Genomic DNA, 23,624 nt, shown 5'->3' with positions numbered 1-23,624 from the left:
GCGGGCCGCATGATTACGGCCTACCTGCCGAGCCCCGCCCCACGCACCCCGCCCGGTGTCCGGCGGGTGACCTGCACGGTCCGGGGCTCCGTGGATACCAATGGGCCCAAGCGTTCGAAGCCCCAGCGGGCCGCCCGCCACACGGCCGCCGCCGCGCGGAACACGGTGAACCCCGCCTCGTTTCGCGAGGCCGAGAATGATCGCTCCGTTTGGCAGTGCACGGGCAACCGGGTTTTCCCTGGACGTACGGGTGCGTCCGGCGAACCGTGTGCGGACGCGCCCTGCCGAAGCCTCGCGCCCGGGTTCTCGCGTCCGGGTCCGGACCACGGCCCCGGACCGACCGTTCCGGCGCGTTCGCTCGACTCGTCCACGCCAAGGAGCACTTGATGCAACCAACCGTCCGCGCCCGCCCCCGCTTCGGCAGGAACGGCTTCGACGGGAGAGGAAGAAGCCTTCGGGTCCCGCGCAGCCGTTCCCTCGTCGTCACCGCCGCGCTGGCCCTCCTCGCCGCCGTCGTCCCGTCGTTCGCCGCGCCCCAGGAGGCGGCGGCCCTGGGGCCCTGCGGCGAGCGGAACGGCTGGGTGCCCCAAGGGGAGGTCGCCCCCGCGATCCCGGGGATCACCGATCCTGGCCTGATCCGCTTCGCCGACATGGACGGCGACGGTGACGACGACCGACTGCTGCTCGACGAGATCGGCGGCATCCGCGAATGGCGCAACGACCGCAACGGCACGTGGTCCTACCGCGGCCGGATCGCCCTGGGCACCGGATACACCCCCGACCGCGTCAAGTTCGCCGACCTCGACGGCGACGGCAAGGACGACTACCTGGCCGTGAAGGGCGACGGCGCCGTCGACGGGTGGATCAACGAGGGCGGCGACCTCACCACCCCGTCGGGAATCGAACCCGGATGGAAGCCCGCGGGGCAGATCGCCCGGGGCACCGGCGCACCGCCCGGACAGGTGTACTTCGCCGACCTCGACGGTGACGGCGACGACGACTACCTCACGCAGTCCGCCGCGCAGGACGACCTGCTCGCCTGGCGCAACGAGGGCGGCGACCGGCCCGGCCAGGGCGGATGGGTGGCCTGGGGCAGGATATCCGAGGGGAAGGCGCTGCTGGCGACCTCCCGCCCCGAGTTCGGCGACTTCGACTGCGACGGCCGCGACGACCGGCTGTTCCTGTACCCCGACAGCACGCTCCTCAGCCTCGCCAACGCGGGGATCGAGGACGGTGTGCTCCGCGACGGCCATGCCGGCGGCGCCAACGGCACGAGCGATCCGGCGGAGCGCATCATGCTCGCCGAACTCAACGGCGACGGGCGGATCGACTACCTCACCATGAGCGGGAGCGGCGCGATCACCGGATACCTCAACGACGGGGGCGACCGATGACCGAGGCCGCCACCACCGACCGCGCGTTTCGCCGGCACCGTTTCCGAGACGTGGGTGTCCTGGGCGCCCTGTTCCTCCTGCTGGCCGGGCTCCTCGTGGTCCTCCCTGCGTCGCCGGCCGCCGCCGAGCAGCGGCCGTTGGCCACCACCCCGCTGCTCACCTGGAACATGCAGGGCGCCAACGAGTCGGGGCCCAACACCAACAAGTGGTTCAACAACGTGCGCAACTACGCACGGCAGTACCAGATCGTGATGCTCCAGGAGGCCGGAGCGATTCCCGCGGACAGCTCGACCCGCCTGGCCGACCTGAACCGCACCACGGTCGACCGCAACGGGCAGGCCACCACCCATGCGGTACGGCACTACCGGTGGAACCTGCACACGGAGGCCTACCCGGACAACCGTCACGTCTACTTCCTGCTGACGCAGAACGGCGAGGGCGGCCGGGTGAACCTCGCGATCGTCGTCAACGGCGAACCGGACGAGGTGAACGTCGTCCAGAACCCGGTCGAGGCGGGCCGCACCGCGCTCGGCGTGCGGTACGGCTCCCATTGGTACTTCACCGTGCACGGTCTGGCCGGCAGCAACGGGAGCGACTCGGCGCCGCTGCTCGACGCCATCGACACCCAGGTCGAAGCCTGGGGGAGGCAGCAACGCGTGGAATACGAGTGGACGGTCGGAGGCGACTTCAACGTCGAGCCGAACGTCATCATCGATCGGGGCGGCTTCCCGCCCGCCCGGACCATGCACACCACCGTACCGACCCACCGCGACGGCGGGCGCCTGGACTACTTCGTGAGCAGCGACGTCGCCGCCGCGCAGCAGATCGGTCACGCGCACGTCGTGCAGTGGGCGCCGCCCTCCGACCACCTGCCCACCACCATCGGGCACCTGCGCGCGGCTGCCGAGCCCCCCTCGTCCATCAGACTGATGCCCGTGGGTGACTCGATCACCCAGGGCCTCGGCAGCGCCAACGAATCGGGCGCGCGCGACGAGATCCAGGCAGACCTCGGCAAGATCAGCCAGAACGAGCTGTTCGGCAACGACATCCTCTCCCCCATGTGGGACCTGCCCGCCAAGCGGGACATGGTCGGCGAGCGCAGGAACGGGATCGGCATCCCCGATCCCGACCACGAGGGCTGGCCCGGCTACACCATCGACCAGATCGCCGCGGAGGCGTCCGACGCCGTTCCGCAGATGCGGCCCAACGTGGTGACCCTGCTCGCCGGGACGAACGACATGGTGCGCAACGTGGACGTCGCCGACGCACCGGCCCGGCTGAGCAGGCTGATCGACCAGATCTACAAGGGGTCTCCGGGCGTGACGATCGTGGTGGGCCTGCTGACGCCCTCGAAGAACCCGGCGATCCAACAGCGGATCACCTCGTACAACGCGTCCATCGCGGAGATGCTGGACACGCGGATCGCCAAGGGCGACCACATGGTCAGGGTCGACCTGAGCGCGGTGACGACCGGGGACCTGGCCGACGAGGTGCACCCCACCGATGCCGGCTACCGCAAGATCGCCGACGCCTATGTCGCCGGTATCAGCTCCGCTCTCAACAACGGCTGGGTGCGCGAGGCGGCCCCGCCGGGCGACCCCGACCCGCGCGGGGGGTACGAGCCGAAGGGCAGGATCTGGGACGGGCTGCCGGGCGACCCGGACGTCGCAGGTGCCATGAAGTACCCCGACCTCGACGGGGACGGCCGCAGCGACATCGTCTGGGTCTCCCCCACCGGCGCGGCGACCGTCTGGCTGAACCGCAACGACAACGGCAAGACCGCCTGGACGTACCGCGGCGAGTTCGCGATGGGAACCGGGCAGGGACCCGATCGGGTCTTCTTCGCGGACCTCGACGGCGACGGCAAGGACGACTACCTCGTCATCCGCCCCGACCACACCATCGACGCCTACATCAACCGGGGTGGCGACACCGTGGGTTCCGACGGGTGGAAGCCCGGCTGGGAGCCGCGCCCGAACTACGGCCGGGGGACGGACACGCCGGTGGACCGGATCAGGTTCGCCGACGTCGACGGCGACGGCCACGCGGACTACGTACGGCTGCTCGACTTCGGGACGAAGGTCGACGTCTTCTACAACCGGGGCGGCGACACCCCGGGGCACGACGGCTGGGAGCCCGGGGGTGCGATCCTGACCAACCTCACGGCCCGTTCCAACAAGCAGATCGAGTTCGCGGACCTCAACGGGGACGGCAAGGACGACTACGTCTCCCTCGACGCCGACGGCGTTCCCCACGCCTGGTTCAACACCGGGCGCGCCGACTGGACCGAGCGAGGCAAGATCGCCCAGGGCACCGGCGGGGTGGTCGCCCTGCCTGACCTGGACGGCGACGACCGGGCCGACTGGGTCAAGATCGCTCGCAACGGCGCCCTGGACGCGTGGATCAACAAGGGCGGCGACAAGTGACCTGAGCCGGAGGTCCGGTGCCGGCGGCCGGCGGGCTCGTCGATCGTCTCGTCGATCGTCTCGGCGGCTGTGCTCGGCCCGGATGAAGGGCCGGCGCGCGCTCGTTCCGGCGGCCGCGCCCGGACTCCTCCGCCGCGAGCTCGACGAAGCGTCGCTCCACCCGGTCCGGCCACGACGCGCTCGCAAGCGCAGTCGACCCCACGGACGGAACAGGAGCAGCAGCGCGCGTGCCACCCGCCTGGGGGCCGGCCCCACCAGGGGCCGGCCCCCACCACGTTCGCATCCGCGGGAACTTGTCAGTGCCGGGTGGAAGGATCTCCGGTGGCCGGAGACCCGGCCGCGACGGGGGGATGGACATGGGCATCGAAAGCACCTATGCGTGGCCGCGCGGGGCGACGCCGTCCGACATGGTCCGGCTGGAGGCGTGGCTCGCCGGGCACGGCTGGGAGGTCGACCCGACGGTGTACATGGCCGGAGCGGGGGGCGCGGCGGTGCAGGTGCGGCGGATCGGGGCGGGTTGGGCGGATGGTGAGGCAGGGCTGCTGATTCTGCCGGCGGAGACCGTGGAGTGGGACGGGTCCCGGATGCGGATCGCTTCGACGGCCGGGCAGGGGACGCCCGGGGCCCGGAGCCGGTAGGGGGCGGGGGTGCCGACCGGGCCGCTGGGCAGGCCTGCCGACCGGCCCGGTCGGTGGGCAGGTCTGCCGGGCCGGCGTTCGCGCCTCCGCTGCCGGCGTCGCCGTCCTCGACGCCGCCGCTCGGGCTTGACGTGCTCAGGGCTCGTCCGGACGCCGCACGCGGGGTCCCGCGCGCGGTGGGGGGCCTTCGCCGTACGGTGGAAGGGACCTCGGTGAGCGGCGGAAGCGGGGCACGGACATGGCGCGGCCACGCGTGGCAGGACTCGAACCCGGACAGCGACGGCTCAACGGGCCGCAGACGACGGGGCGGACCTATCGCAACCTCTCCCAGGCGGTGTACGGCGTGCGCCGCGAGGACGACACGGCCGTCACCCTGCGGGCCGGAACGGTTCTGCGCGCCGACGTGTTCCGCCCCGACACCCGGTCCCCCGTCCCCGCCCTGCTGGCCGCGTCCCCCTACCCGCGGCAGCTCCAGGACCTCGGCGCGCCCGTCGGGGTGATCGAGGCGGGGGCCGGCGATTTCTGGGTCCCGCGCGGCTACGCCCACGTGATCGCCAACCTGCGGGGCACGAACGGCTCCGGCGGCTCGTGGGGCTTCTTCGACGGCCAGGAGCGGCGCGACCTGTACGACCTCGTCGAATGGACGGCGGCGCAACCCTGGTGCGACGGGAACGTCGGCATGATCGGCATCAGCTACTACGCGATGGCGCAGCTGGCCGCGGCCACCCAGAGGCCGCCCCACCTCAAGGCGGTGTTCCCGTACGACGTCTCCGTGTCGGCCTGGGAGGCCGCCAACCACAACGGGCTGCTCAACGAGCGTTTCGCCACGCTGTGGCTGCGGACCGTGGCCGTGCTCGCGGCACGCGGCGACCGGCTGCTCCGCCGGGGCCCTTCCCGCCTGGTGCGCAGGATCCTGGCCGCGCCCTCCGTTCACCGGCGCTTCGCGGACGCGGGCGGCGCGGACATGGTCCGCGGCCTGCAACTGATCAGCCGGGCACCGCACGCCGCCCACCCCTGGGACGACCTGCTGCGCGCCGTCCGGACCGAGCACCCCACGCGGGACGCCTGGTGGGACGAGCGGGACCTGCGACCGCTGCTCGGAGGGTCGACGTCCCCGTGTACATCGGCTCGGAGTGGACCAACGTCGTCCTGCACCTGCCGGGCGCCTTCGAGGCCTGGGACGGGCTGCGGAGCACCCCGCACGTCCGGATGGCCCTGCTGGGAGCGGGCGGCCTGCCCTGGCCGTGGGAGAGCATGCACGTCGAAGCGCTGGCCTGGTTCGACCACTGGCTGAGGGGCAGGGACACCGGCACGCTCGAAGGGCCGCCCGTCAGGTACTGGCCGGCCGGGGCCGACGAGTGGCGCACCAGCGCGACCTGGCCGCCGCCCGCCGAATACGCCGCGTACGCCCTCGGGGCAGACGGCAGCCTCGACCCGCACGAGACCCCCGGGGCACGGCAGTACGCCGGTGACAACCGGCACGCGCTGCCCGTCCGGCTCAGCTGGTCGACCGCCCCCCTCGAAGCGGACCTGGACATGGTCGGCCACCTGGAGCTGCGCCTCACCGCCGCGACGACCGGCACGGACATCGGCTGGATCGCGCTGCTCCAGGACGTGGCCCCCGACGGATCCGCCACGGAGGTCACCCAGGGCTGGCTGAGAGGAGCGCTGCGCGAGGTCGACGAGGAGGCGAGCCGGCCGGGCCGGCCCGTGCTGCCACAGCGACACCCCGCCCCCGTACCGCCGGGCGAGACGGTCGACTACCGCGTCCCCCTCGTGGCGAACGCCCGCCGGTTCCGGCGCGGACACCGCATCCGCCTCACCCTCACCACCGACGACACCCGGCCCGACTTCCCCGCCATGCTGGGCTTCACCCATGCCGTCGTGGGCGTGGAGTCCATCAACACGGTGCACTCCTCGTCCCGCCTGCTCCTGCCCGTACTGCAGACCCGCCCGTAGCCGCGGAGGGGCTGCCGGGCCCGGGGCCACCCGCGGACACCGACCCGGCGGTCCACGCCCTGCCCGGGCCGACAGGCGCTCGACACCGTGACGATCGTGGCGCGGGCGCGTCCGTGGCGGCTCCGTGGGGCGGCTCCGCGGGGGTGGGACTGGTTGGGGGCTGCCGGTGCGGGCAGACGCCCCGCAGGTGGATGTCGACGTGGTGTCCCTCCGCGAGGTCTCGCACAGGCCGCAGGTGAAGCCGCGTCGCCGAGGGCAGCAGGGCTCGCCGGGCAGTCCGCCCGACTGCGAGGAGAAGGATCATGGCAGCGAAACTCACCGTCTACCACGTGTCGCCGTCCGGCGAGCGGGCGGCCGCCGCGGGCGTGAAGTGGCAGGTCGAGGGCAGAGAAGGGCGCCGCCTGCTCCACGAGCCGCACCGCACCCAGAAGGACGCGATCGATGCCGCCCGCCAGCACGCCAAGAGTCACGAGCCCGCGCAGGTCATCGTCCACGCGCGCGATGGGCACGTGCGCACCGCGTACACCTACGGCGACTCACCCGCCACGCGCCCTGGCGAGCGCGGCCGCAGGGCTGGAGAGCGCGGAGGCCTCTTCTGAGGCGTCCCGTCCTCGCCTGTCTGCGGCGGGCGGCGTACCTCACGGAGCACGCCGGACGACCGAGGCCCGCGCCGAGAGACCGAACCGGGCCGGCTGCCGACCATGGGCGACCCGGGTCACGCCACCCGTCCTACACCACCCTCCAGTGGAACAGGCCCAGCACCGTGACGAGGACCCCCGCCAGTCCGAGGCACACCAGGAGCACGAGGGTCAGCGTCGTGCGCACGTGCCCCGGCCCGGTTCGGCGAGGACCGCTCGTTCCGGGCTCGACGGGAAATAGCGCAACCGCACCTGCGCACCGAGGGGCCATCGCCGCCCGGTGTCGAAGTCGAGCCGGTACGCGCGCCCGTCGGCCGCGCGGAAGCCCACGATGGCGTGCTGCAGGCCTGCCCGGCCCTGGTCTCCCGGTAGCACGTAGGCATCGACCACCGTGCCCGTGGCGAGTAGCCCCTGCGTGAACATCCTGCGGATGAGCAGCCATCGCAGGAAGGTCCGCACCGCGAGGGCGACGGCGACCAGCGCCACGACGAGGCCCAGGGAAACCAGCAGCAACAGGTGGCCATCCCCACGTGACAACTCCATGGGTGCCCCCTTCACGGCAACCTGCTGTCGGACCGCCGATCGGGGCCACCCGACAATAGCCGCTGCCCGGCACCGGGCAGCGCCCGACGAGAGCGTGGGCGACGCTCCGTCTCGGCAGTGTCGTCGTCCGGCGCGTTGGAGGCCGTACCGCGCGCGGCCTTCTCCGGACGGGTCAGGCGATGCCGTCCCGGACCTCGTGGTCGAGCGGCGCGCAGCGCTGCCGTACGGAGGCGAGCCGCTCTGTGTCGCCGGAGCGCAGGGCGCAGGGCGCAGGTTCTCGTGCTCCCGGGCCGGCCGGGACGGGACGGCCAGGGCGCTGTCGCCGACTTCCCGGTCCGGTTCGGCCTGCCTTCACGTCGATCGGGTCGTCGGGGGCAGCGCCGGAGGAACCGTGGAGGCTCTGTCCGCCGGGACCGAACAGGCCGCGGTCGGCGGTCAGGAACACGCTCTCGGCTCACTCCTGAGGGGAGCTGGCTGTCGCCGGAGAGAGATGACCTCTGTGGTGGGTGGTGGATGGCTGAGGGGTGCGGCGGGGGCCGGGATGCGAAGACGTTCCCCGCCGCCGTCCGCTCGTTGTCACCGTGCCGCGTGCGCGGCCTCCAGCCGGTTGAGGAACTCGCATGCGAAGTGCCACGTGTGCCCGGTGACGACGTGCTCCGCAGTATCCGCGGGGAACTGGATCGTCAGGCGGATACGCAGCCCGTCCCGGCCGTTTCCGAACGTTCGTTGACCTTCATCAACGGTGAAGTGGGCTCAGTGAGTCCAGGGCGGCGTGATGGTGCTGCCGTCGGGCAGCACGGCGCTGAGGCCGGCCCGTGTGGTGACCCACATGTGCGCGGGCTGGTCGGTGGTGTTGGCGACGGCCAGCTCGGAGCCTGCCGGAGCCACCGCCGCGTCACCGGCGTCGAGTTCGGCGCTCTCGCCGCCGATGGTGAGCCGGAGGCGACCGGACAGCACGTAGAACGTTTCCTCGTGGCTGATCACGTGAGCCGGCGCCGCCGTTCCGGCCGGGACTTCGCCGCGCCAGGCGGCCAGGTCGCGGCTGCCCGTACCTGGACGGACGAAGGAAACGAACCGAACACCGTGGATCTCGTGCGTGACGGCTTCGTCACTGCGGATGAAGGGCATGCCAGCCTCCCTATAGACAAGGAACTTGTCTATGAAGACAAGCAGCTTGCCGAGTTATAGTCAACTCATGGATGACGCTCTGGCCTTCTCCGCGCTCGTGCTGGCACTCTCCGGACAGTTGGTGCAGGAGATCCACGCTCGCGTGTCGCTGCAGGGATTCGAGGATCTACGGCCCGCACACGGCTTCGCCTTCGCCCGCATCTCCTCGGGCGACGCCACCACCGCCGACCTGGCCGAGCACCTGGGGGTGAGCAAGCAGGCCGCCGCCCAGCTGGTCGAGGAGCTCGTCCGCAAGGGATACGTGGTGCGCCATCCACACCCCCACGACGCCCGCGCCCGGCTCTTGGGGCTGACCGAGGCCGGCTTGGCCGCCACGCGGGCCGCCGACCAGGCGGCCCGGGCTGCCGTCGCACCCTGGCGAGAAGCGCTGGGCGAGGCGCGCTTCGGTGAGCTCGTCGCCGATCTGACCCGGCTGACGCCACGGGGGCCGATCCGCCCCGCCTGGTGAGCCGGTACGTCACTGGCCTGGACTTCGCCGTCGTCGAGGAGTGCGGCGTGGTCTGGGAGGGAGCGACCGAGCCCGAGTGCCCGCAGTACCGTGCCCCGTTCGGCAACCGCATCATCGACATCGAGTACGCCGACGCGGGCCTGGAGCGGGCGTGTGCCGCCTCTTCCGGCGTCTTCGGCATCGTGCAGCGAGACCTCCAGGGACGCCGGGCGGCCTGCGCAAGACCTGCTCGCGTAGTGCTTCTTCCCCCCCGACACGCAGGCACCGGGCGCTCCCTCGCGCCTCTGCGCGACCGCCTCCACCAGCAACTCCGTTTCGCTGTCCTGGTCGGCCTCGACGGACAACACCGGCGTCAGCGGCTACGACGTGTACCGCAACGGGACCAAGGTCGGCACGGCGTCGGGCACCTCGTACACGGACTCCGGTCCGGCAGCGGCCACCACCTACCGGTACCAGGTCAAGGCGAGGGACAGGGCCGGCAACACCTCGGCGACCTCCGACACCCTCGGCAAGGCGACGGCGAGCGGTGGTGCGCAGAGCGGTTGCACCGCCGCCTTCGTCGTGACCGACTCCTGGACCGGCGCCTTCGACGCCGAGATCAGGGTGGAGAACACGGGCGCGGCCACCCGCTCCTGGAAGGTCACGTGGACCTGGCCCGGGAACGACAAGGTCACGGACTTCCGGGACGCGCAGCTCACGCAGACCGGACCGGCCGTCACGGCGACCGGCCCTCACGGCGACCGGCAGCGCCGCCAACGGCGCCATCGCCCCGGGAGCCGTCAAGGCCCTCGGGTTCATGGCCTCCGGTGACGTCTCGTCGCCCCTGCCCCCGGTGACCTGCACCGCCGGCTGACCGCACACCCGCGACGCATGAGAAGCCGACCGCCGAAGGGGGCGGCGCGCGTCCCCACCGCACGGCGGGAGCACGCGCCGCCCGTGCCAGCGGGCCGGTGCGCACCGGCCTTCAGGCCGTGATGACCTCGATGCCGGACTCGGCCAGACGCGCGGCCATGTCGGGGGCCAGGCCGGTGTCGGTGACGAGTAGGTCGATCCGGTCGAGGCCGCAGATGCGCGCGAAGGCACGCTGGCCCATCTTCGAGGAGTCGGTCACGACGACGACCTTGCGGGCCCGTTCGGCGAAGAGCCTGCTGACGGCCGCCTCGTCCTCGTGGCGCGTCATCACCCCCAGCTGCGGGTCCACCCCGTCGACGCCGAGGACGGCGATGTCGAGGACCACCTGGTTGAGCACGCCCTCGGCGAGCGGGCCGACCAGCTCGTAGGTCTGTCCGCGGGCCACCCCACCCGTCATCACGATCTTGAAGTGCGGGCGTACGGTCAGCTCGCCGGCGATGTTCAACGCGTTCGTGACCACCGTGTACAGCGGAACCTCGGAAGGCTCTGCCCGCTCCGTGGTACCGCCCCCCGTACCGAGCGCCATGGCCCGTGCCACCTCGGTGGTGGTGGTGCCGCCGTTGAGCCCGACGACGTCCCCCCGCGACAGCAGCCCGACGACGGCGTGCGCGATCCGCCGCTTCTCGGAGGCCCGGCGCGAGGACTTGTAGCGCAGCGGGAGTTCGTACGCGACGCCGTGCGGAAGGGCGCCGCCGTGCGTACGGACGAGCAGTCGCTGCTCGGCCAGCTCGTCGAGGTCCCGCCGGATGGTCGCCGGCGAGACCGCCACCGCTGCCGCCGCTTCCTCGACCTCCAGCTTTCCGTCGACCGCGAGCAGCTCCAGCAGCCTGCTCCACCGCTCGTGCTTGGACATGCGACACATCCCTCTGATCCCGGTACCCGTCGCGTCCCTCGCCGGTCGCGCACGTTGGATCGTAGCTTCGGGCAGCTCGCGCCCGTCAGGGGCCGCGCGTTCCGGCCCCCATCGGGGGTGACCGCGGGCCGGCCCCCGGACCCGATCCCTTGCCCCGCAAAGGGATCGCCCGCCACGACGCGACGTACCCCGCCCGCCGAAAGCCCCTGCCGCACACCATCGTCCGGAATCACGGCGGCCACGGGGTGCGCCGATCTCGTGGCGGCTGCGGCCCTCGTGCGGGAGCGGGGCGCGCGGGCCGTCGTCGCATCCGCCGGCCCGACGGCCCGTACGCGCTGGCGCCCGACGGCCGTTGGCGGGCGGAGCCTCCCGAGCGGCTCTCCGGCAACCCTACGGGTGCGGGGGACGCCTGTGGGCTGCGCTGGCCGCCGGCCTGACGGTCGGCTGCTCGCACGCCGAGCTCACCCGCGACGCCTTACTCGACCTGGACCTCATCGCCCGGCTCAAGGACCGCCTCGAATTGCCCCTCGTGCTCCACGGCTCCTCGGGAGTGGACGACGAGCACCTGGCCGAAGCCGTCGGCGCCGGCATGACCAAGGTCAACGTCTCCACCCACCTCAACAAGATCTTCACCGGCGTCGCCGCCCCCCGGGCGCACCTCGGCCCCGCCCGGGACGCGGTGGCTCATGAAGTGGCCCGGCTCCTGCGGACCCTCGCGGGCGCCTGACCGCGCGGCCGTCGGCTCCGGCGAGCGGAGCGGGGCGGCCGGGGCGCGGCAACGGCGGACACCCGTGCCGCGCCCCGGCCGTCGCGCCGTGCGGTGCGGTGCGGGGAACGGGCAGCGTCACCGTTCCCCGCACGCCTCCGCCCGCTCCACGGCGCGGCCGCCGCTCCCCGCCCGCGTATCCGTATCCGTATCCGTATCCGTATCCGTATCCGCACGACGATCGGACTCCGGCCCCGCCTGGCGCAGTTCCGCCAGCAGTTCGCTCTGGCCGGCCAGCAGCTCCGTCAGGATGCGGCGCGCCGCGCGCAGCAGGTCGGCCACGTCGCCGCCGGCCAGGGCGTAGCTCACCGTCGACCCGTCGCGCAGGGAGACCACGATGCCGGCGCGACGCAGGACCCCCAGTTGCTGCGAGAGGTTGGACGCCTCGATGTCGATCTCCGCCAGGAGGTCCCGTACGGGCATGGGTCCGCTCTGCAGCAGTTCCAGGACACGGATGCGCACGGGATGCCCGAGCATCCGGAAGAACTCGGCCTTCGCCTGGTAGAGGGGGACCTGCATTCCCACGCGTGCTCCTGCTGATGAGAGGACGGAGTGCTGCGGCGGAGCAGCCGTCGGAACACCAGCCTTCCGCCCGGCGGGCCCACGCGCGCCGCGTATGAACAGTTTCGGATGTGCCGAGTTGAAGACTTCTTCAACTCGTGGGCACACGTGGGCCCGGAAGCGCGGCGGTCAGAGCTCCAGCGCCTCTTCGATGCGCTTGAGCTGGTGCCGGGCCATGGCCAGGTTGGAGTTGGCCTTGTCGAGGACCACGTACAGGAACAGTCCGCTGCTTCCGCGGCTCTTCAGCAGCCGGATCAGGTGGTACTGGCTGCCGAGGGTGATCAGCAGGTCCTCGATCTCGTCCTGCAGGCCCAGCATCTCCATGGTCCGAGCCTTCGCCCGGATCACGTCGGTGTTCCCCGCTGCGGCGACCGCCAGGTCGAGGTGCTTTCCGCCCCCGAGGGTTCCCAGCGCCATGCCGCTGGTGTAGTCGACCAGCGCCACCCCCAGCGCGCCCTCGATCGAGGTCATCGTCTCCTTCAGGGAAACTTCCACATTCGCCATCGACGCCCACTCCCTCACTGCTCTCCGTCGACGCCGGCAGCCGCGTCGCCTGCTGGCCGCGGTGCCGGGCCGTTTGCGCTCCCACGCTAGTGATCGCGATCGGCGCGGGGAGGGGAACGGAAGCGTTTGGCGTGAAATCCACGGCCCGGTCCGACCGGTGGCGGCCCGCCTCACTCCACCCCCACCGTGAACGCCGCCCGGTAGCCCGCCCCGTACGCGACGGGCCCGAGGGTCATGAGCGCGCCCTTCGCCGCGAAGCGGTCGTCGCGGGTGTTGGGGTGCGCCGGGGCCCTGCGGCGGGAGTACGGGTCCCGCCGGAACACCTGCCGCAGCAGTTCCTCGGGCAGGAACACCTGGGTGGCGGCCTCGGTGTGCGCGTCGGGGTGCACCTTGACGTGGACGTGCGGGGCGACGTGCGCGTACCAGCCGGGCACGATCGTCCGGAAGGACACCGTGCCCGTGGCGTCGGTGAGCTGGGTGCCGCGCAGGAAGGCGGCTCCGTCGGCCGAGTAGGTCCCGAGGGCGTCCGCATGCCAGACGTCCACGGCGATACCGGCCAGGGGCCGGCACCCCCGCGCGGCGCGGACCACGGTCAGGTCCAGGCGCAGCGGGACCCCGCCCCGGTCCTCGACGATGTCCGAGCGGAGCCGGGCGTGCGGAACGTAGTACGGGCCGTCGCCGGTCTTCGGCGCCAACACGCAGGCCGGCACGGGCACCGGGACCGGTGCGGTCCCCGTACCCGTCCTCGCCGTGGCGGGCACGGCGCCGGTCCGCTCCCCCGCCCCGGCGCCCGATGCGCCGCCCGCGCAGCCCGAGGTCAGGGCGAGGGCCGCGATTCCGGCGGAACCGGCGGCCCGCAGGACCGTGCGCCGGCTGGTCGGGGACGGATCGGGAACAGCCATGGGACACCCCTGGGTGAACGGCGGCGTGGACGGTTCCACCCTGCCCCGGCGCCGGCGCCGGACCGCTCAGCCGCACTCGAAGGACCACCCGTACGACCGCACCCGGCCGACGCCGCGCCTCACGCCGGCGGCGTTGCCGAGCCCCGCGTATGCCGACCGGGCGCCGGGCGGACGTCGGGCCCGTCGCCCCGGTGACGCGGCCGACGGTCCACGGTTCGGCCGGAGCGGCGCGGGTAGGCGGGCAGTGCTCGCAGCCCGGACCGTGGGCGCGGCCCAACGAGCGGAGTGATCTGAATGCGTACCCTTGCGGCCCGAGTCATGGGCGTCGCCACCCTTGGATACGGCGTGGCGGTCGCCTGCCGTCCGCAGGTCCTGGCCCGTCCCTGCGGCCTGCCGGAGCAGGGCTCCCCGGCCCTGCTGATCCGCGCCCTGGGAGTCCGGGACGCGGTGATCGGCGCCGCGATGCTGGCGGTACCCGAAGGCCCGGCGCTCCGTACGGCGGTCCTGTGCCGGGTCGCGGTCGACGCGGGCGACGCGCTGCTGTTCGGGACCTTCCTGCCCGGCCGTACCGAACGCGCCAAGGCGGCTTCGGCCGCGCTGGGCTGGGCGGCACTCAGCGGGTTGACGCTGACCGGTGGCGCCCGCGGAGCGGCGCCGCTCCTGGAGGACGCGGCCAACGTCGCGGTCCGGGCGGCCCAGTCCGCGACGCGCGCGGAGCTCTGAACCGGGCGCCGGGTACGGGCGCCCCGGCCGGCCGACACGCCCGCACCCGGCCGCTTCCGGCTCGCGCGAAGGGCCCGGGCGCGGGAACGTGGCGCAGGAACGGCCGGCGCCGCCGGCAACGGCACGGCGCCGCGGGCCGCAGCGCCCGGCACCGCACACCGCGCGACCGGCCCCGGGCACGCGCGGGCCAATCCGAACCACCGGCCCGGGGACGACAGCGAAGGGCTCCACGCATGCAGACCGTCACGCTGAACAACGGCGTCCAGATGCCCCTCCTCGGCTTCGGCGTCTACCAGATCCCGCCCGACCAGACCGAGCGGGCCGTCTCCGACGCCCTCGCCCGCGGCTACCGGCTGCTCGACACCGCGGCCGCCTACCGCAACGAGGAGGCCGTGGGCCGCGCCGTCAGGCACAGCGGGATTCCCCGCGAGGAACTGTTCATCACGACCAAGCTGTGGGTCCAGGACGCCGGCGAGGAGAACGCCCGGCGCGCCTTCGACACCTCGCTGCGCAAGCTCGGGCTGGACCACCTCGACCTGTACCTGATCCACCAGCCCTTCGGCGACGTGTACGGGTCGTGGCGGGCCATGCAGAAGCTGTACCGGGAGGGCCGGGTCAAGGCGATCGGCGTCTCCAACTTCCATCCCGACCGTCTCGTCGACCTCATCGACCACAACGAGGTCACACCGGCGGTCAACCAGATCGAGACCCACCCGTTCCACCAGCGCATCGCCGACCAGGAGCTGATGCGCGAGCGGGGCGTGCAGATCGAATCGTGGGGACCGTTCGCGGAGGGCAGGAACAACCTCTTCTCCCACCCGGTCCTCGGCGCGATCGGTGCGGTGTACGGGAAGTCCGTGGCACAGGTCGTGCTGCGCTGGCTGGTCCAGCGGCAGGTCGTCGTCATCCCCAAGTCCGTCCGCGCCGACCGCATGGCGGAGAACCTGGACGTCTTCGACTTCGAGCTCACCGACGCCGAGATGGCGCGCATCGCCGACCTGGACACCGGGGAGTCGCAGTTCTTCTCACACCGGGATCCGGTGTTCGTCAGCCGGATCGGCAACGCCCGCTTCGACGACTGAGGTAGCACGGCGGCCGCCCGCGGGCGGCCCCGCTCAGGGGTCAGCCGCAGTCCAGGACCAGGTCCGCGCGGTCGCGACCGCGTGCGATCAGACGGGCGTTGGCCTCGTCCGAGCGGGCCACCCAGGCACGCGCCTGCGCGGGGTCCTTGCCGTGCCGTACGTGCCTCTCGACCAGTCGGCCGACCCGCAGCCCGTCGTCGGGGGCCAGGTACCAGGACTCGTCGAGCAGGGGCCGTACGTGCGCCCACTCCCCCGCGTCGTGGAGCAGGTAGTTTCCCTCCGTGATCACCAGGGGGACGGCCGGGCCGACCGGCACGCTCCCGGCGATCGGCTCCTCCAGGGACCGGTCGAAGGCGGGCGCGTAGACGGGAGCGGTGGCGTTGGGGGTGGCGCGCAGGCGGCGCAGCAGAGCCACGTAGCCGGCCGTGTCGAAGGTGTCCTCGGCCCCTTTGCGGTCCGCCCGGCCCAGGCGTTCCAGTTCGGCACGGGCGAGGTGGAATCCGTCCATGGGCACCACCACGGCCACCGCCGGCCCCAGTGCCTCGGCGAGCCGTGCGGCCAGGGTCGACTTGCCCGCGCCCGGCGGCCCGGCGATCCCGAGGATGCGCCGGCCGCCGCCGTCCCGCGCGGCCAGTGCGCGGGCCCGCTCCACCAGTTCCGTCGTGTCCACCCCCGTATCCTGCCCGCGACCCCGGCCCCGCGCACACCCGCCCCGGCCCGGCCGTCAAGGCCGGCGGGCGGGCGGGCAGTGGGCGAGCGGGCACTGGGCGGGGCGGCCGGGCCGGGCCGTGTACGGCGCGCGGCCCGTCCGGGGCCGGTCCGGTCAGGCGGGTACGGGGGCCTTGGCCTGGTGCTGCTCCTCTTGACGGCCGTGCACCGCGCGGGCACCGAACACCCGGTCCACGGCGAACGCGCCGGGCCCGGTGAACACGAGCAGCAGGAACGCCCAGCAGAACATGGCGGAGGCCTCGCCGCCGTTCTGCAGCGGCCAGAGCGACACCGACTGGTGGACGGAGAAGTAGGCGTAGGCCATCGAGCCGGACGCGACGAAGGCGGCGGAGCGCGTGCCGAGGCCGAACAGGACCAGGACTCCGGCGCCGAGCTGGATCGCGGCGGCGTACCAGCCGGGCCACGCGCCGGCGGGGACGGTACCGCCGCCGTGGGCGCCGCCGAGGACACCGAAGAGGGACGCGGCGCCGTGGCAGGCGAAGAGCAGTCCGGTGACGATGCGGAACAGACCGAGTGCGTAGGGCTGGGCTCTGTCGAAGCGACCGGTCATCAAAGGGCTCCTTCGGTGGGGGGAGGGATCCGAAGTGCGTACGTGCGGGCGGCCGGTGGTTGGTTCGGGGTCGGCCGGAGACCTAGGTTAGGTATGCCTAAAAATGCTGGCAAGCCCGTCCCGCATGACGTCATGAGACAGCAACAAGCCGTTCGCCGACATCAGGCGCGTCGGGCGGGGGTTGCGTGGGGAAATACCCGTTACGCCGACCGGCGGCGCGCCGCGGACCGGCGCACAAACGGCTTGTTCTCTCCCCTCCCCGCGCCCCTGCGGCAGCGGTCCGCGCGCGGCTCGATAGATGCGGGCTGCGGGGGCTTCGGGCCAGATCAGCGGTTCCGTGCGGCGCGCCGTGACGGACCGGTGGGCCCGGAGCGGGGTCGGGTCGCCCGGTGATCCCGTGCCCTGACAGAAACTGACACCCTATGTAATGTCACATCGCATGATGTTCTTACGCCGTGCGGCACTCGCCGCCGCACTCCTCGGCGTCACCGCCGTCCTGCCCCCCGCCGTGGCCCGCGCGGACACCGCGCTGCCGCCCGGCTGCTCCGGCGCCGACGCCGCCGTCTCCGCACGCACCGCCCCGGTTGCGCCGGACCCCGAACAGCGTCGCCTCGCCGACCCGAGGACCGCCGCGCTCACCGGGCGCGGCGGCTTCGACGCCTTCGTGCGGCGGTTCCCCGCCGCCCTGTGCGGCGCGCGCGACGCCGCCGAGGCGCGGCGGCTCCTCGACACCTGGGGCGAGAGCCTGTGGCGGGCCGCCGTCGACCGGGCGCAGGGACGCCGGTCCGGTGGCGACCTGGCCGCCGGGGACGACCGGCCGCTGTACTGGGCCAGGCTGGCGATGACCGTACAACTGGAGCGCTGGACACCGGACTTCGCGGTCGACCGGGCCGCCCTGAAGTCCCGCTTCGAGGACGCCTCGCGCGGTCTGACCGCCAATGACTTCCGTGGCACACCGGGGGTGCGGAGGATCTTCGTCAGCGGGTTCGACCCGTTCGGGTTGGATGCCGAACTGCGCCGCGCCAACCCCTCCGGCTCGGCCGCGCTCCAGCTCAACGGCCGACGGATCACCCTGGCCGACGGCACGAAGGCCGAGTTCCGAGCCGTCGTCCTGCCCGTGCGCTACGCCGACTTCGACGCGGGCATCGTCGAGCGGGCGTACGGCCCGCGTCTGGCGTCCGGTCCGCGGGCAGCGGACATGATCACCAGCATCAGCCAGGGGTACCCGGGGCTGTTCACCCTGGAGGCCTGGGCGGGCCGCAACCGATCGGCCGACCCGTACCCGGACAACGCCGACGCCCTCTCGGGCGGCACGTACGCGCACCCGGTGACCGCTCCGGGGCTCGGGCCCGGGGCCGAGTTCCTGCGCACCAGCCTGCCCACGGACGCGATGACCGCCGTGCAGACGCCGTACCCGGTGCGCCTGAACACGGCCGTCTCCGAGATCCCGGCCGGGCAGCGGACCCCCGTGGACCGGCCGGACGGACCGACCGCCGGGTCGCGCGCCGTCGCCGGCGGGGGCGGCGGCTACCTTTCCAACGAGGTCGCCTACCGCTCGAACCGGCTCCGTCTGGAGCTCCGGCCCGCCCTGCCGGGCGGCCACCTCCACACCCCCGTCCTCACCGGACTGCCCGCCGATCCGGCGCAGCTGACCGGCGCGGACTTCGAGCGCACCGAACGCGAGATCACGGCGCAGGTGGTGGCCGTGCTGCGCAGCTCCGGCGCGGCGCGCTGACGGCGCGGGCACGCGGGCCGGCCCCGGGCCGGGCGGTTCAACCGCGCAGCGGGGCCAGGAGCCGGTCGCCCGCGGGGTAGGGGCGTTCGTCGGGCAGCAGCCGGCGGGCCGCCTCCAGGTCCCCGTCCTTCACGTGGGCGTGCACCGCGTGCGCGAGCGGGGTGACGTCCGTGATCCCGACGGTCCACTCGTCGGCGTAGCGTTCGGCGGCCTCACCGGCCAGGCCGAGTTGCAGGGAGCGGTGGGCGAGCGGTCGCAGCTGCAGATCGCGTTCGGGATCCCACTGCACCCGCGCCGGGGCGCACTTCAGCTCCCGCGAAGCCGTGCGGACGGCACGGAGCCGGTATGTGGATTCCCCCATGCCGACCAGGATCGGCGTACGTGCGCCGGGCGCCACCGAATAGGTCCACCGCCGTACGGGCGAGGGGCCCGCCGGGGTTCAGGCCGGTCGTGGGGTGGGGGCCAGGGGCATGACGATCTCGATGCGCTTGCCGCCCTGCGGTGTCGGGCTGATCGACACGCTGTGGGTGAGCCGGCAGATCAGGGGCCAGCCGAAGCCTCCCACGGGGAACGTGCCGGGGACGCGCGCCAGCGTCACCGGGCTGTCACCGCTCGCGTCGGCGATCGCGAGCCGCAGCCCGTCCGCCGACAGGGAGGCGCTGAAGCCGGTGATGCCGCCGCCGTGGCGGATGGCGTTCGTCGCCAGTTCCGAGGTCACGAGCAGCGCGTCGGTCAGGGCGCCCTCCTCGGGTTCGGCGCCGCCTCCGGCACCCGCCGGCAGCAGGCCGGAAGACTCGATGAGCGATCGCACACGGTCCCTCGCCTGCATGGCGGTGCGGGGTACCGGGTGCGTCGGTCCGTACTCCACGTGGTGCACCGTTCACCTCCTCGGCGGTGTCGTCATGGCCGGACCGTGTCCGTTTGCCCCGAACACGGCTCCGCAATCACAGGGGCAAACACGCGCCCCCGCCCTCCCCGGTTCCCTCCGGCCCGGTCCCTCCGCGCCGTCGGCTCGCCGTGCGCTCAGCGCCGCCTCGGCGGCACCGCGACGACGATCGCCTCGGCCAGCGTCGGCGCGGCCACGAAGGCCCGGTCGGCGCCGGTGACTTCGAGGAGCCGTGCCAGCCGGTCGGGGACCTGTCCCGCCAGCACGACGGGCCGGTCGAGCGCGGGCTGCAGCATGATGCTGAGCGCGGTCGAGTCGGCGAAGGTCACGCCGGAGACGTCCAGGACGAACCGGGTGACGCCGGCCGCCTCGGGGTCCAGCGCCGTCCGCAGCTCGCCCACGCTGTCCATGTCGAACTCGCCCGCCATCACGACGATGCGCACGTCCCCCTCGGAACGCGCCTCGACGCTGTTGTGCGCGCCGGAGTGGTGCACGGCCATGTCTTTCCCCACCTTCTCTTGTGCTGCTGTCAGACGGACCGCGGCAGCTTCACCACGGTCACGAAGAAGTCGTCGATCTGCTGGATCGCCCGGATGAACTGGTCGAGGTCGACCGGCTTCGTCACGTACGCGTTGGCGTGCAGCTTGTAGCTGCGCAGGATGTCCTCCTCGGCCGCCGACGTGGTGAGCACCACCACGGGGATGTGGCTCAGCTCCGGGTCGGTCTTGATCTGTTCGAGGACCTGCCTGCCGTCGTACTTGGGCAGGTTCAGGTCGAGGAGGATCAGGTCCGGACGCGGGGCCTCGGCGTACTCGCCGCGCCGGTAGAGGAAGTCCAGCGCTTCGAGGCCGTCCCGCACCACGTGCAGGTTGTTGCCGATCTTGTTGTCCTCGAACGCCTCGCGCGTCATGAGCTCGTCGCCGGCGTCGTCCTCGACGAGCAGCACTTCCGCGGGCTGAGCCTGGGGCTGGGGGGTCGCCATGGTCATGGGGTGGTTCCTTCCGCGGCCGTGGCTCCGGCGCTCTCGGGTGACGTACGGGTCTGGGGAACGGGCGGGGCGGACGGTGCGTCCGACCCGGCCGGGTCGGCGTCCTGGACGGGCAGGGTGAACACCAGCCGCGTCCCGCCGGTGTGCGTGGTGTCGATCCAGATGCGGCCGCCCGCGTGCTCGACGATCTTCTTGCAGAGCGACAGGCCGATCCCGGTGCCGCCGTACGCCTCCCGGCCGTGCAGCCGCTGGAAGATCACGAACACCTTCTCCGCGAACTCGGGGTCGATGCCGATCCCGTTGTCCGTGACGGTGAAGGTGTGGAAGCCGGGGTCCGCCTCGGTGTCGGTGCGGTGCGCGATGTCCACGCGCGGGGTGCGACCGGGCGCCCGGAACTTGACCGCGTTGGCCACGAGGTTCTGCCAGAGCATGGTGAGCAGCGTCGGGTCGCCCTCCACCGCGGGAAGCGTCTGCGGCCGTGTGACCTCGGCCTCGCTCTCCTCCACCGCGGTCGCGAGGTTGCGCAGGGCGCGGTCGAGCGTCCCGTCGAGGGCCACGGACTCGCGGGCGTCCTGGACGCGGCCGACCCGGGAGAAGGTCAGCAGGTCGTTGATCAGCACCTGCATCCGCTTGGCGCCGTCGACGGCGAAGCCGATGTACTGGGCTCCGCGGTCGTCGAGCCGGTCGCCGTAGCGCTTCTCCAGGAGCTGGCAGAAGGAGGCGACCTTGCGCAGCGGCTCCTGGAGGTCGTGCGAGGCCACGTACGCGAACTGCTCCAGCTCGGCGTTGGACCGGCGCAGCTCCACGGCCTGGGCGTCGAGGTCGGCGGCCGTGCGCTTCAGCTCCTCGGCATTGCGCAGCGAGGCCGCGAGCTCCTCGACCGTGCGCCGGCGCATGGCTTCCACCGCGAGGGCGAGCGAGCGCAGGTCGGCGGGTCCGCGCTGGGGGATCTCCTCGTCGAACCGCCCGTCGGCCACCCGCCGGGACGCGGCCCGTACGACGCCCAGCGGGCGTACGACGCCGACCTGGAGCAGGACCGCGAGGCAGACGCCCGCCAGCAGGAACGCCGCGAGGATCGCCAGGAGGATGTGGTCGCGCTCGGAGCGGGCGTCGGCGAAGGTGGCCCGCGCGTCGGCCTGCATCGTGTTCAGCCGGGTCTGCTGCGCGTCGATCTTCCGGCGCACCTCGTCGAAGCGCGCCTTGCCCTCCTGGACGGACGGGACGGCGGCGCCGCTGCGCACGGCCTCGACGGCGGGGGTCGCGAACTCGTCGCGCCAGACGCGCGCGGCCTCTTCGACGGCCCGTACGTCCGCGGTCGCGCCGTCCTCGCCGGCGAGCTCGACGAAGAGCGTGCGGGCCGCGGCGGCCTCGTTGGTGCGGCCTCGCTCGTACGGTTCGAGCAGGTCCGGCTCCTGGGTCAGGAGGTAGCCGCGGACCCCGGTCTCCTGGTCGAGGAGCGCTGATTCCATCCGCAGGGCGTCACGCTGGGCCGGGGCGATGCCGTAGACGATCCGGTCGCCGGCCGCGGTGGTGTTCGACAGCAGCGCAGCGCCCACCGCGGCGGTGCCGAGGACCATGACGGCGAGCAGCGCGAGGACCGTGGCGAACCAGGCCTGCACGCTCAGTCCGCGGACGGCGGAACCGGCCGCTCTGACCGCGCCGGCGGAGGACGGCGTACGGGCAGGGCGGGGTTCTGCTTGTTCCCGGGGTGTCACGGAGAGGTGTTCCATTCGAGGTGGAGTACGGCGACGTCGTCGGCCAGGCCGCCCCACTCCGCGGCCAGGCTCTCCGCGGTGTGGATCAGCGTGTCGACGAACGGGTCGGCGGGCAGATCGGCGTGCTTGCGGGCGATGTCGAGCAGGCCGCCCTCGTCGAGGCGGTCGGAGCCCGAGGCGATGCGTCCCTCGATCAGTCCGTCGGTGAAGAACATCACGGCGCCGCCCGGCTCCACCGGCACCTCGGTCACGGGCCAGGACGAGTCCCAGTCCGGCATGATCCCGAGGGCCGGGCCGCCGGGCACGGCCTCCAGCCGGACCCCTGACGGGGAGCGGACCAGGAATCCGGGGTGGCCGGCGCGCTGCACGGCGATGTGGTCGGCGCCCGCGGTACGGGTCAGGGCGATGAGGGTGGCGAAGATCTCGGGTCCGGACCGCTCCGCCACCAGGATCTTCTCCAGGAGGTCGAGCAGGTCCTGCCCGCGGGCGCCGGCCATGACGAACGCGCGCCACGCCACGCGCAGGCACACGCCGAGGGCCGCTTCGTCCGGTCCGTGCCCGGAGACGTCGCCGACGACCGCGTGGGTGGCCCCGTCGGGGGTCTGGACGACGTCGTAGAAGTCACCGCCCAGGAGGGCCTGAGCGCGGCCGGGCCGGTAGCGGGCGCACACCGAGACGGTGTCGTCCAGCAGGAGCGGGGTGGGGAGCAGGCCGCGTTCGAGACGGGCGTTCTCCTCCGCCCGGAGGCGGCCCGTCTGCAGGGCGGCGGCGGCGAGCTCGGTCTGCTTGCGCTGCATCGCGTAGCGGATGGCCCGCATGAAGACGTCGGGCTCCAGCCGGCCCTTCACCAGGTAGTCCTGGGCTCCGGCGGCGACGGCGGTGAGGCCGGCCTGCTCCTCGGAGAGGCCGGTCAGGACCACGACGGCGGCCTCCGCGGACCGGGCGAGCACCCGGTTGAGGGCGTCGAGGCCCTGCGCGTCGGGCAGGTGCAGGTCGAGCAGGACGCACTGGGGCGTGTCGGTGTCGAGCAGGGACAGGGCGTCGGCGAGGCTGCGGGCCCGGCCGAGGCGTACGTCGACCCCGCTGTCCTCGACCAGCTCCTCGACGAGCAGGGCGTCGCCCTCGTCGTCCTCGATGAGCAGGACGTGGGGCGGGCGGCCGCTCCACAGGCTCTGGAGCGGGTCCCGTTCGAACGCGGACGCCTGCCGGGGCTGCCGCGCGGCGGGCACGCCGCCGTGCTCGGCGGAGTTCTGCGACCCCAGGCCCAGCGCGCTCTCCATGGCGTTCGTTTCCCTTCTCGCCACAGAGCGCGCGGAACGCCCGGCGGGCGCCTCTTGCGTCCGGGGCGAGCTTAGAGTGATCATTTGCCGTTAGGCAATATTTTAACTGGTCAATTACCATCCCCGGCCACGGGGGTGCCGGGTCGACGGTACCGCGCGCATCTAAGCACTGTCGGAGACGGGTGCGGGAGCCCGCACCCGGCT

General features: G+C 73.0%; 23 protein-coding genes and 3 pseudogenes. 12 read left to right on the top strand and 14 right to left on the bottom strand.

Annotated features, from left to right (window positions below):
• The first annotated feature begins 386 nt into the window (after window positions 1-386).
• The 6 genes from CP968_RS33715 to CP968_RS33695 all read left to right on the top strand — a co-directional run bounded on the left by CP968_RS33715 (window position 387) and on the right by CP968_RS33695 (window position 7,016).
• Window positions 387-1,394, top strand: a complete 1,008-nt coding sequence (locus CP968_RS33715; RefSeq protein WP_150521581.1) for an FG-GAP repeat domain-containing protein — start codon at window positions 387-389, stop codon at window positions 1,392-1,394.
• Window positions 1,395-1,444: 50 nt separating this feature from the next.
• Complete coding sequence (locus tag CP968_RS33710) at window positions 1,445-3,820, top strand: FG-GAP-like repeat-containing protein (RefSeq protein ID WP_167536908.1); 2,376 nt, start codon at window positions 1,445-1,447, stop codon at window positions 3,818-3,820.
• A 356-nt stretch (window positions 3,821-4,176) separates the two neighbouring features.
• Window positions 4,177-4,458: a hypothetical protein gene (locus CP968_RS33705; protein WP_150521579.1), complete on the top strand. Its 282-nt coding sequence runs from the start codon at window positions 4,177-4,179 to the stop codon at window positions 4,456-4,458.
• 253 nt (window positions 4,459-4,711) lie between these two features.
• Window positions 4,712-5,752 carry a CocE/NonD family hydrolase gene (locus tag CP968_RS34460; RefSeq protein ID WP_208836007.1) on the top strand — a complete coding sequence of 347 codons (1,041 nt, stop codon included), beginning with the start codon at window positions 4,712-4,714 and terminating at the stop codon, window positions 5,750-5,752.
• On the top strand, window positions 5,713-6,417 hold the full coding sequence (locus CP968_RS34455; protein WP_208836006.1) for a CocE/NonD family hydrolase C-terminal non-catalytic domain-containing protein: 705 nt from the start codon (window positions 5,713-5,715) through the stop codon (window positions 6,415-6,417). The genes CP968_RS34460 and CP968_RS34455 overlap by 40 nt, the downstream gene beginning before the upstream one ends.
• A gap of 302 nt (window positions 6,418-6,719) precedes the next feature.
• Complete coding sequence (locus CP968_RS33695) at window positions 6,720-7,016, top strand: DUF2188 domain-containing protein (RefSeq protein WP_150521578.1); 297 nt, start codon at window positions 6,720-6,722, stop codon at window positions 7,014-7,016.
• 210 nt (window positions 7,017-7,226) lie between these two features.
• Here CP968_RS33695 and CP968_RS33690 read toward each other — a convergent pair whose 3' ends face one another.
• Window positions 7,227-7,598, bottom strand: coding sequence for a DUF3592 domain-containing protein (locus CP968_RS33690; protein WP_150521577.1), 372 nt, complete (start codon window positions 7,596-7,598; stop codon window positions 7,227-7,229).
• 753 nt (window positions 7,599-8,351) lie between these two features.
• Entirely contained in the window at window positions 8,352-8,726 is a 375-nt protein-coding gene (locus CP968_RS33685) for a cupin domain-containing protein (RefSeq protein ID WP_150521576.1), read from the bottom strand.
• Between the two features lie 67 nt (window positions 8,727-8,793).
• On the opposite strand from CP968_RS33685, the gene CP968_RS33680 reads away from it, so the two are divergent.
• The gene (locus CP968_RS33680; RefSeq protein WP_150521575.1) at window positions 8,794-9,234 is read left to right on the top strand and encodes a MarR family winged helix-turn-helix transcriptional regulator; all 441 of its coding nucleotides are present in this window, start codon (window positions 8,794-8,796) and stop codon (window positions 9,232-9,234) included.
• A gap of 282 nt (window positions 9,235-9,516) precedes the next feature.
• Window positions 9,517-10,044 (top strand): annotated as a pseudogene (locus CP968_RS33675) (cellulose binding domain-containing protein); the annotation flags it as partial.
• Between the two features lie 154 nt (window positions 10,045-10,198).
• Here the strand turns inward: CP968_RS33675 and CP968_RS33670 are convergent.
• Complete coding sequence (locus CP968_RS33670; protein ID WP_150521573.1) at window positions 10,199-10,999, bottom strand: DeoR/GlpR family DNA-binding transcription regulator; 801 nt, start codon at window positions 10,997-10,999, stop codon at window positions 10,199-10,201.
• A 424-nt stretch (window positions 11,000-11,423) separates the two neighbouring features.
• Here CP968_RS33670 and CP968_RS33660 point away from each other — a divergent pair.
• Window positions 11,424-11,726: pseudogene (locus CP968_RS33660) on the top strand (class II fructose-bisphosphate aldolase); the annotation flags it as partial.
• Between the two features lie 117 nt (window positions 11,727-11,843).
• Here the strand turns inward: CP968_RS33660 and CP968_RS33655 are convergent.
• The 3 genes from CP968_RS33655 to CP968_RS33645 form a co-directional block, all read right to left on the bottom strand.
• Window positions 11,844-12,284 carry an ArsR/SmtB family transcription factor gene (locus CP968_RS33655; RefSeq protein WP_150522296.1) on the bottom strand — a complete coding sequence of 147 codons (441 nt, stop codon included), beginning with the start codon at window positions 12,282-12,284 and terminating at the stop codon, window positions 11,844-11,846.
• Between the two features lie 171 nt (window positions 12,285-12,455).
• Window positions 12,456-12,830 carry a hypothetical protein gene (locus tag CP968_RS33650; protein ID WP_150521571.1) on the bottom strand — a complete coding sequence of 125 codons (375 nt, stop codon included), beginning with the start codon at window positions 12,828-12,830 and terminating at the stop codon, window positions 12,456-12,458.
• A gap of 170 nt (window positions 12,831-13,000) precedes the next feature.
• Entirely contained in the window at window positions 13,001-13,732 is a 732-nt protein-coding gene (locus CP968_RS33645; RefSeq protein WP_150521570.1) for a dioxygenase family protein, read from the bottom strand.
• A gap of 318 nt (window positions 13,733-14,050) precedes the next feature.
• Here CP968_RS33645 and CP968_RS33640 point away from each other — a divergent pair, with 318 nt between their 5' ends.
• The gene (locus CP968_RS33640; RefSeq protein ID WP_189828975.1) at window positions 14,051-14,455 is read left to right on the top strand and encodes a hypothetical protein; all 405 of its coding nucleotides are present in this window, start codon (window positions 14,051-14,053) and stop codon (window positions 14,453-14,455) included.
• Between the two features lie 233 nt (window positions 14,456-14,688).
• On the top strand, window positions 14,689-15,537 hold the full coding sequence (locus tag CP968_RS33635; protein WP_150521569.1) for an aldo/keto reductase: 849 nt from the start codon (window positions 14,689-14,691) through the stop codon (window positions 15,535-15,537).
• A 40-nt stretch (window positions 15,538-15,577) separates the two neighbouring features.
• Here CP968_RS33635 and CP968_RS33630 read toward each other — a convergent pair whose 3' ends face one another.
• Window positions 15,578-16,207 (bottom strand): nucleoside/nucleotide kinase family protein, encoded by a 630-nt coding sequence (locus tag CP968_RS33630; protein ID WP_150521568.1) that lies wholly within the window; start codon window positions 16,205-16,207, stop codon window positions 15,578-15,580.
• Between the two features lie 153 nt (window positions 16,208-16,360).
• Window positions 16,361-16,816 carry a DoxX family protein gene (locus CP968_RS33625; RefSeq protein ID WP_150521567.1) on the bottom strand — a complete coding sequence of 152 codons (456 nt, stop codon included), beginning with the start codon at window positions 16,814-16,816 and terminating at the stop codon, window positions 16,361-16,363.
• Window positions 16,817-17,243: 427 nt separating this feature from the next.
• On the opposite strand from CP968_RS33625, the gene CP968_RS33620 reads away from it, so the two are divergent.
• On the top strand, window positions 17,244-18,551 hold the full coding sequence (locus CP968_RS33620) for a pyroglutamyl peptidase (RefSeq protein ID WP_244330591.1): 1,308 nt from the start codon (window positions 17,244-17,246) through the stop codon (window positions 18,549-18,551).
• A 37-nt stretch (window positions 18,552-18,588) separates the two neighbouring features.
• Here the strand turns inward: CP968_RS33620 and CP968_RS33615 are convergent.
• From CP968_RS33615 to CP968_RS33590, 6 genes and pseudogenes are all read right to left on the bottom strand, one after another.
• Window positions 18,589-18,867: pseudogene (locus CP968_RS33615) on the bottom strand (DUF4291 family protein); the annotation flags it as partial.
• Between the two features lie 123 nt (window positions 18,868-18,990).
• Window positions 18,991-19,362 carry an ATP-binding protein gene (locus tag CP968_RS33610; protein ID WP_229886726.1) on the bottom strand — a complete coding sequence of 124 codons (372 nt, stop codon included), beginning with the start codon at window positions 19,360-19,362 and terminating at the stop codon, window positions 18,991-18,993.
• 212 nt (window positions 19,363-19,574) lie between these two features.
• On the bottom strand, window positions 19,575-19,937 hold the full coding sequence (locus tag CP968_RS33605) for an STAS domain-containing protein (RefSeq protein ID WP_150521564.1): 363 nt from the start codon (window positions 19,935-19,937) through the stop codon (window positions 19,575-19,577).
• Window positions 19,938-19,966: 29 nt separating this feature from the next.
• On the bottom strand, window positions 19,967-20,419 hold the full coding sequence (locus tag CP968_RS33600; protein WP_150522294.1) for a response regulator: 453 nt from the start codon (window positions 20,417-20,419) through the stop codon (window positions 19,967-19,969).
• Between the two features lie 2 nt (window positions 20,420-20,421).
• On the bottom strand, window positions 20,422-22,002 hold the full coding sequence (locus CP968_RS33595) for a sensor histidine kinase (RefSeq protein WP_425282251.1): 1,581 nt from the start codon (window positions 22,000-22,002) through the stop codon (window positions 20,422-20,424).
• A gap of 134 nt (window positions 22,003-22,136) precedes the next feature.
• Complete coding sequence (locus CP968_RS33590) at window positions 22,137-23,420, bottom strand: PP2C family protein-serine/threonine phosphatase (protein ID WP_150521562.1); 1,284 nt, start codon at window positions 23,418-23,420, stop codon at window positions 22,137-22,139.
• Window positions 23,421-23,624 lie beyond the last annotated feature (204 nt).

It is taken from the genome of Streptomyces subrutilus (genome assembly GCF_008704535.1).
Lineage (GTDB): Bacteria > Actinomycetota > Actinomycetes > Streptomycetales > Streptomycetaceae > Streptomyces > Streptomyces subrutilus.
This window is presented reverse-complemented; position numbering and strand designations above follow the sequence as displayed.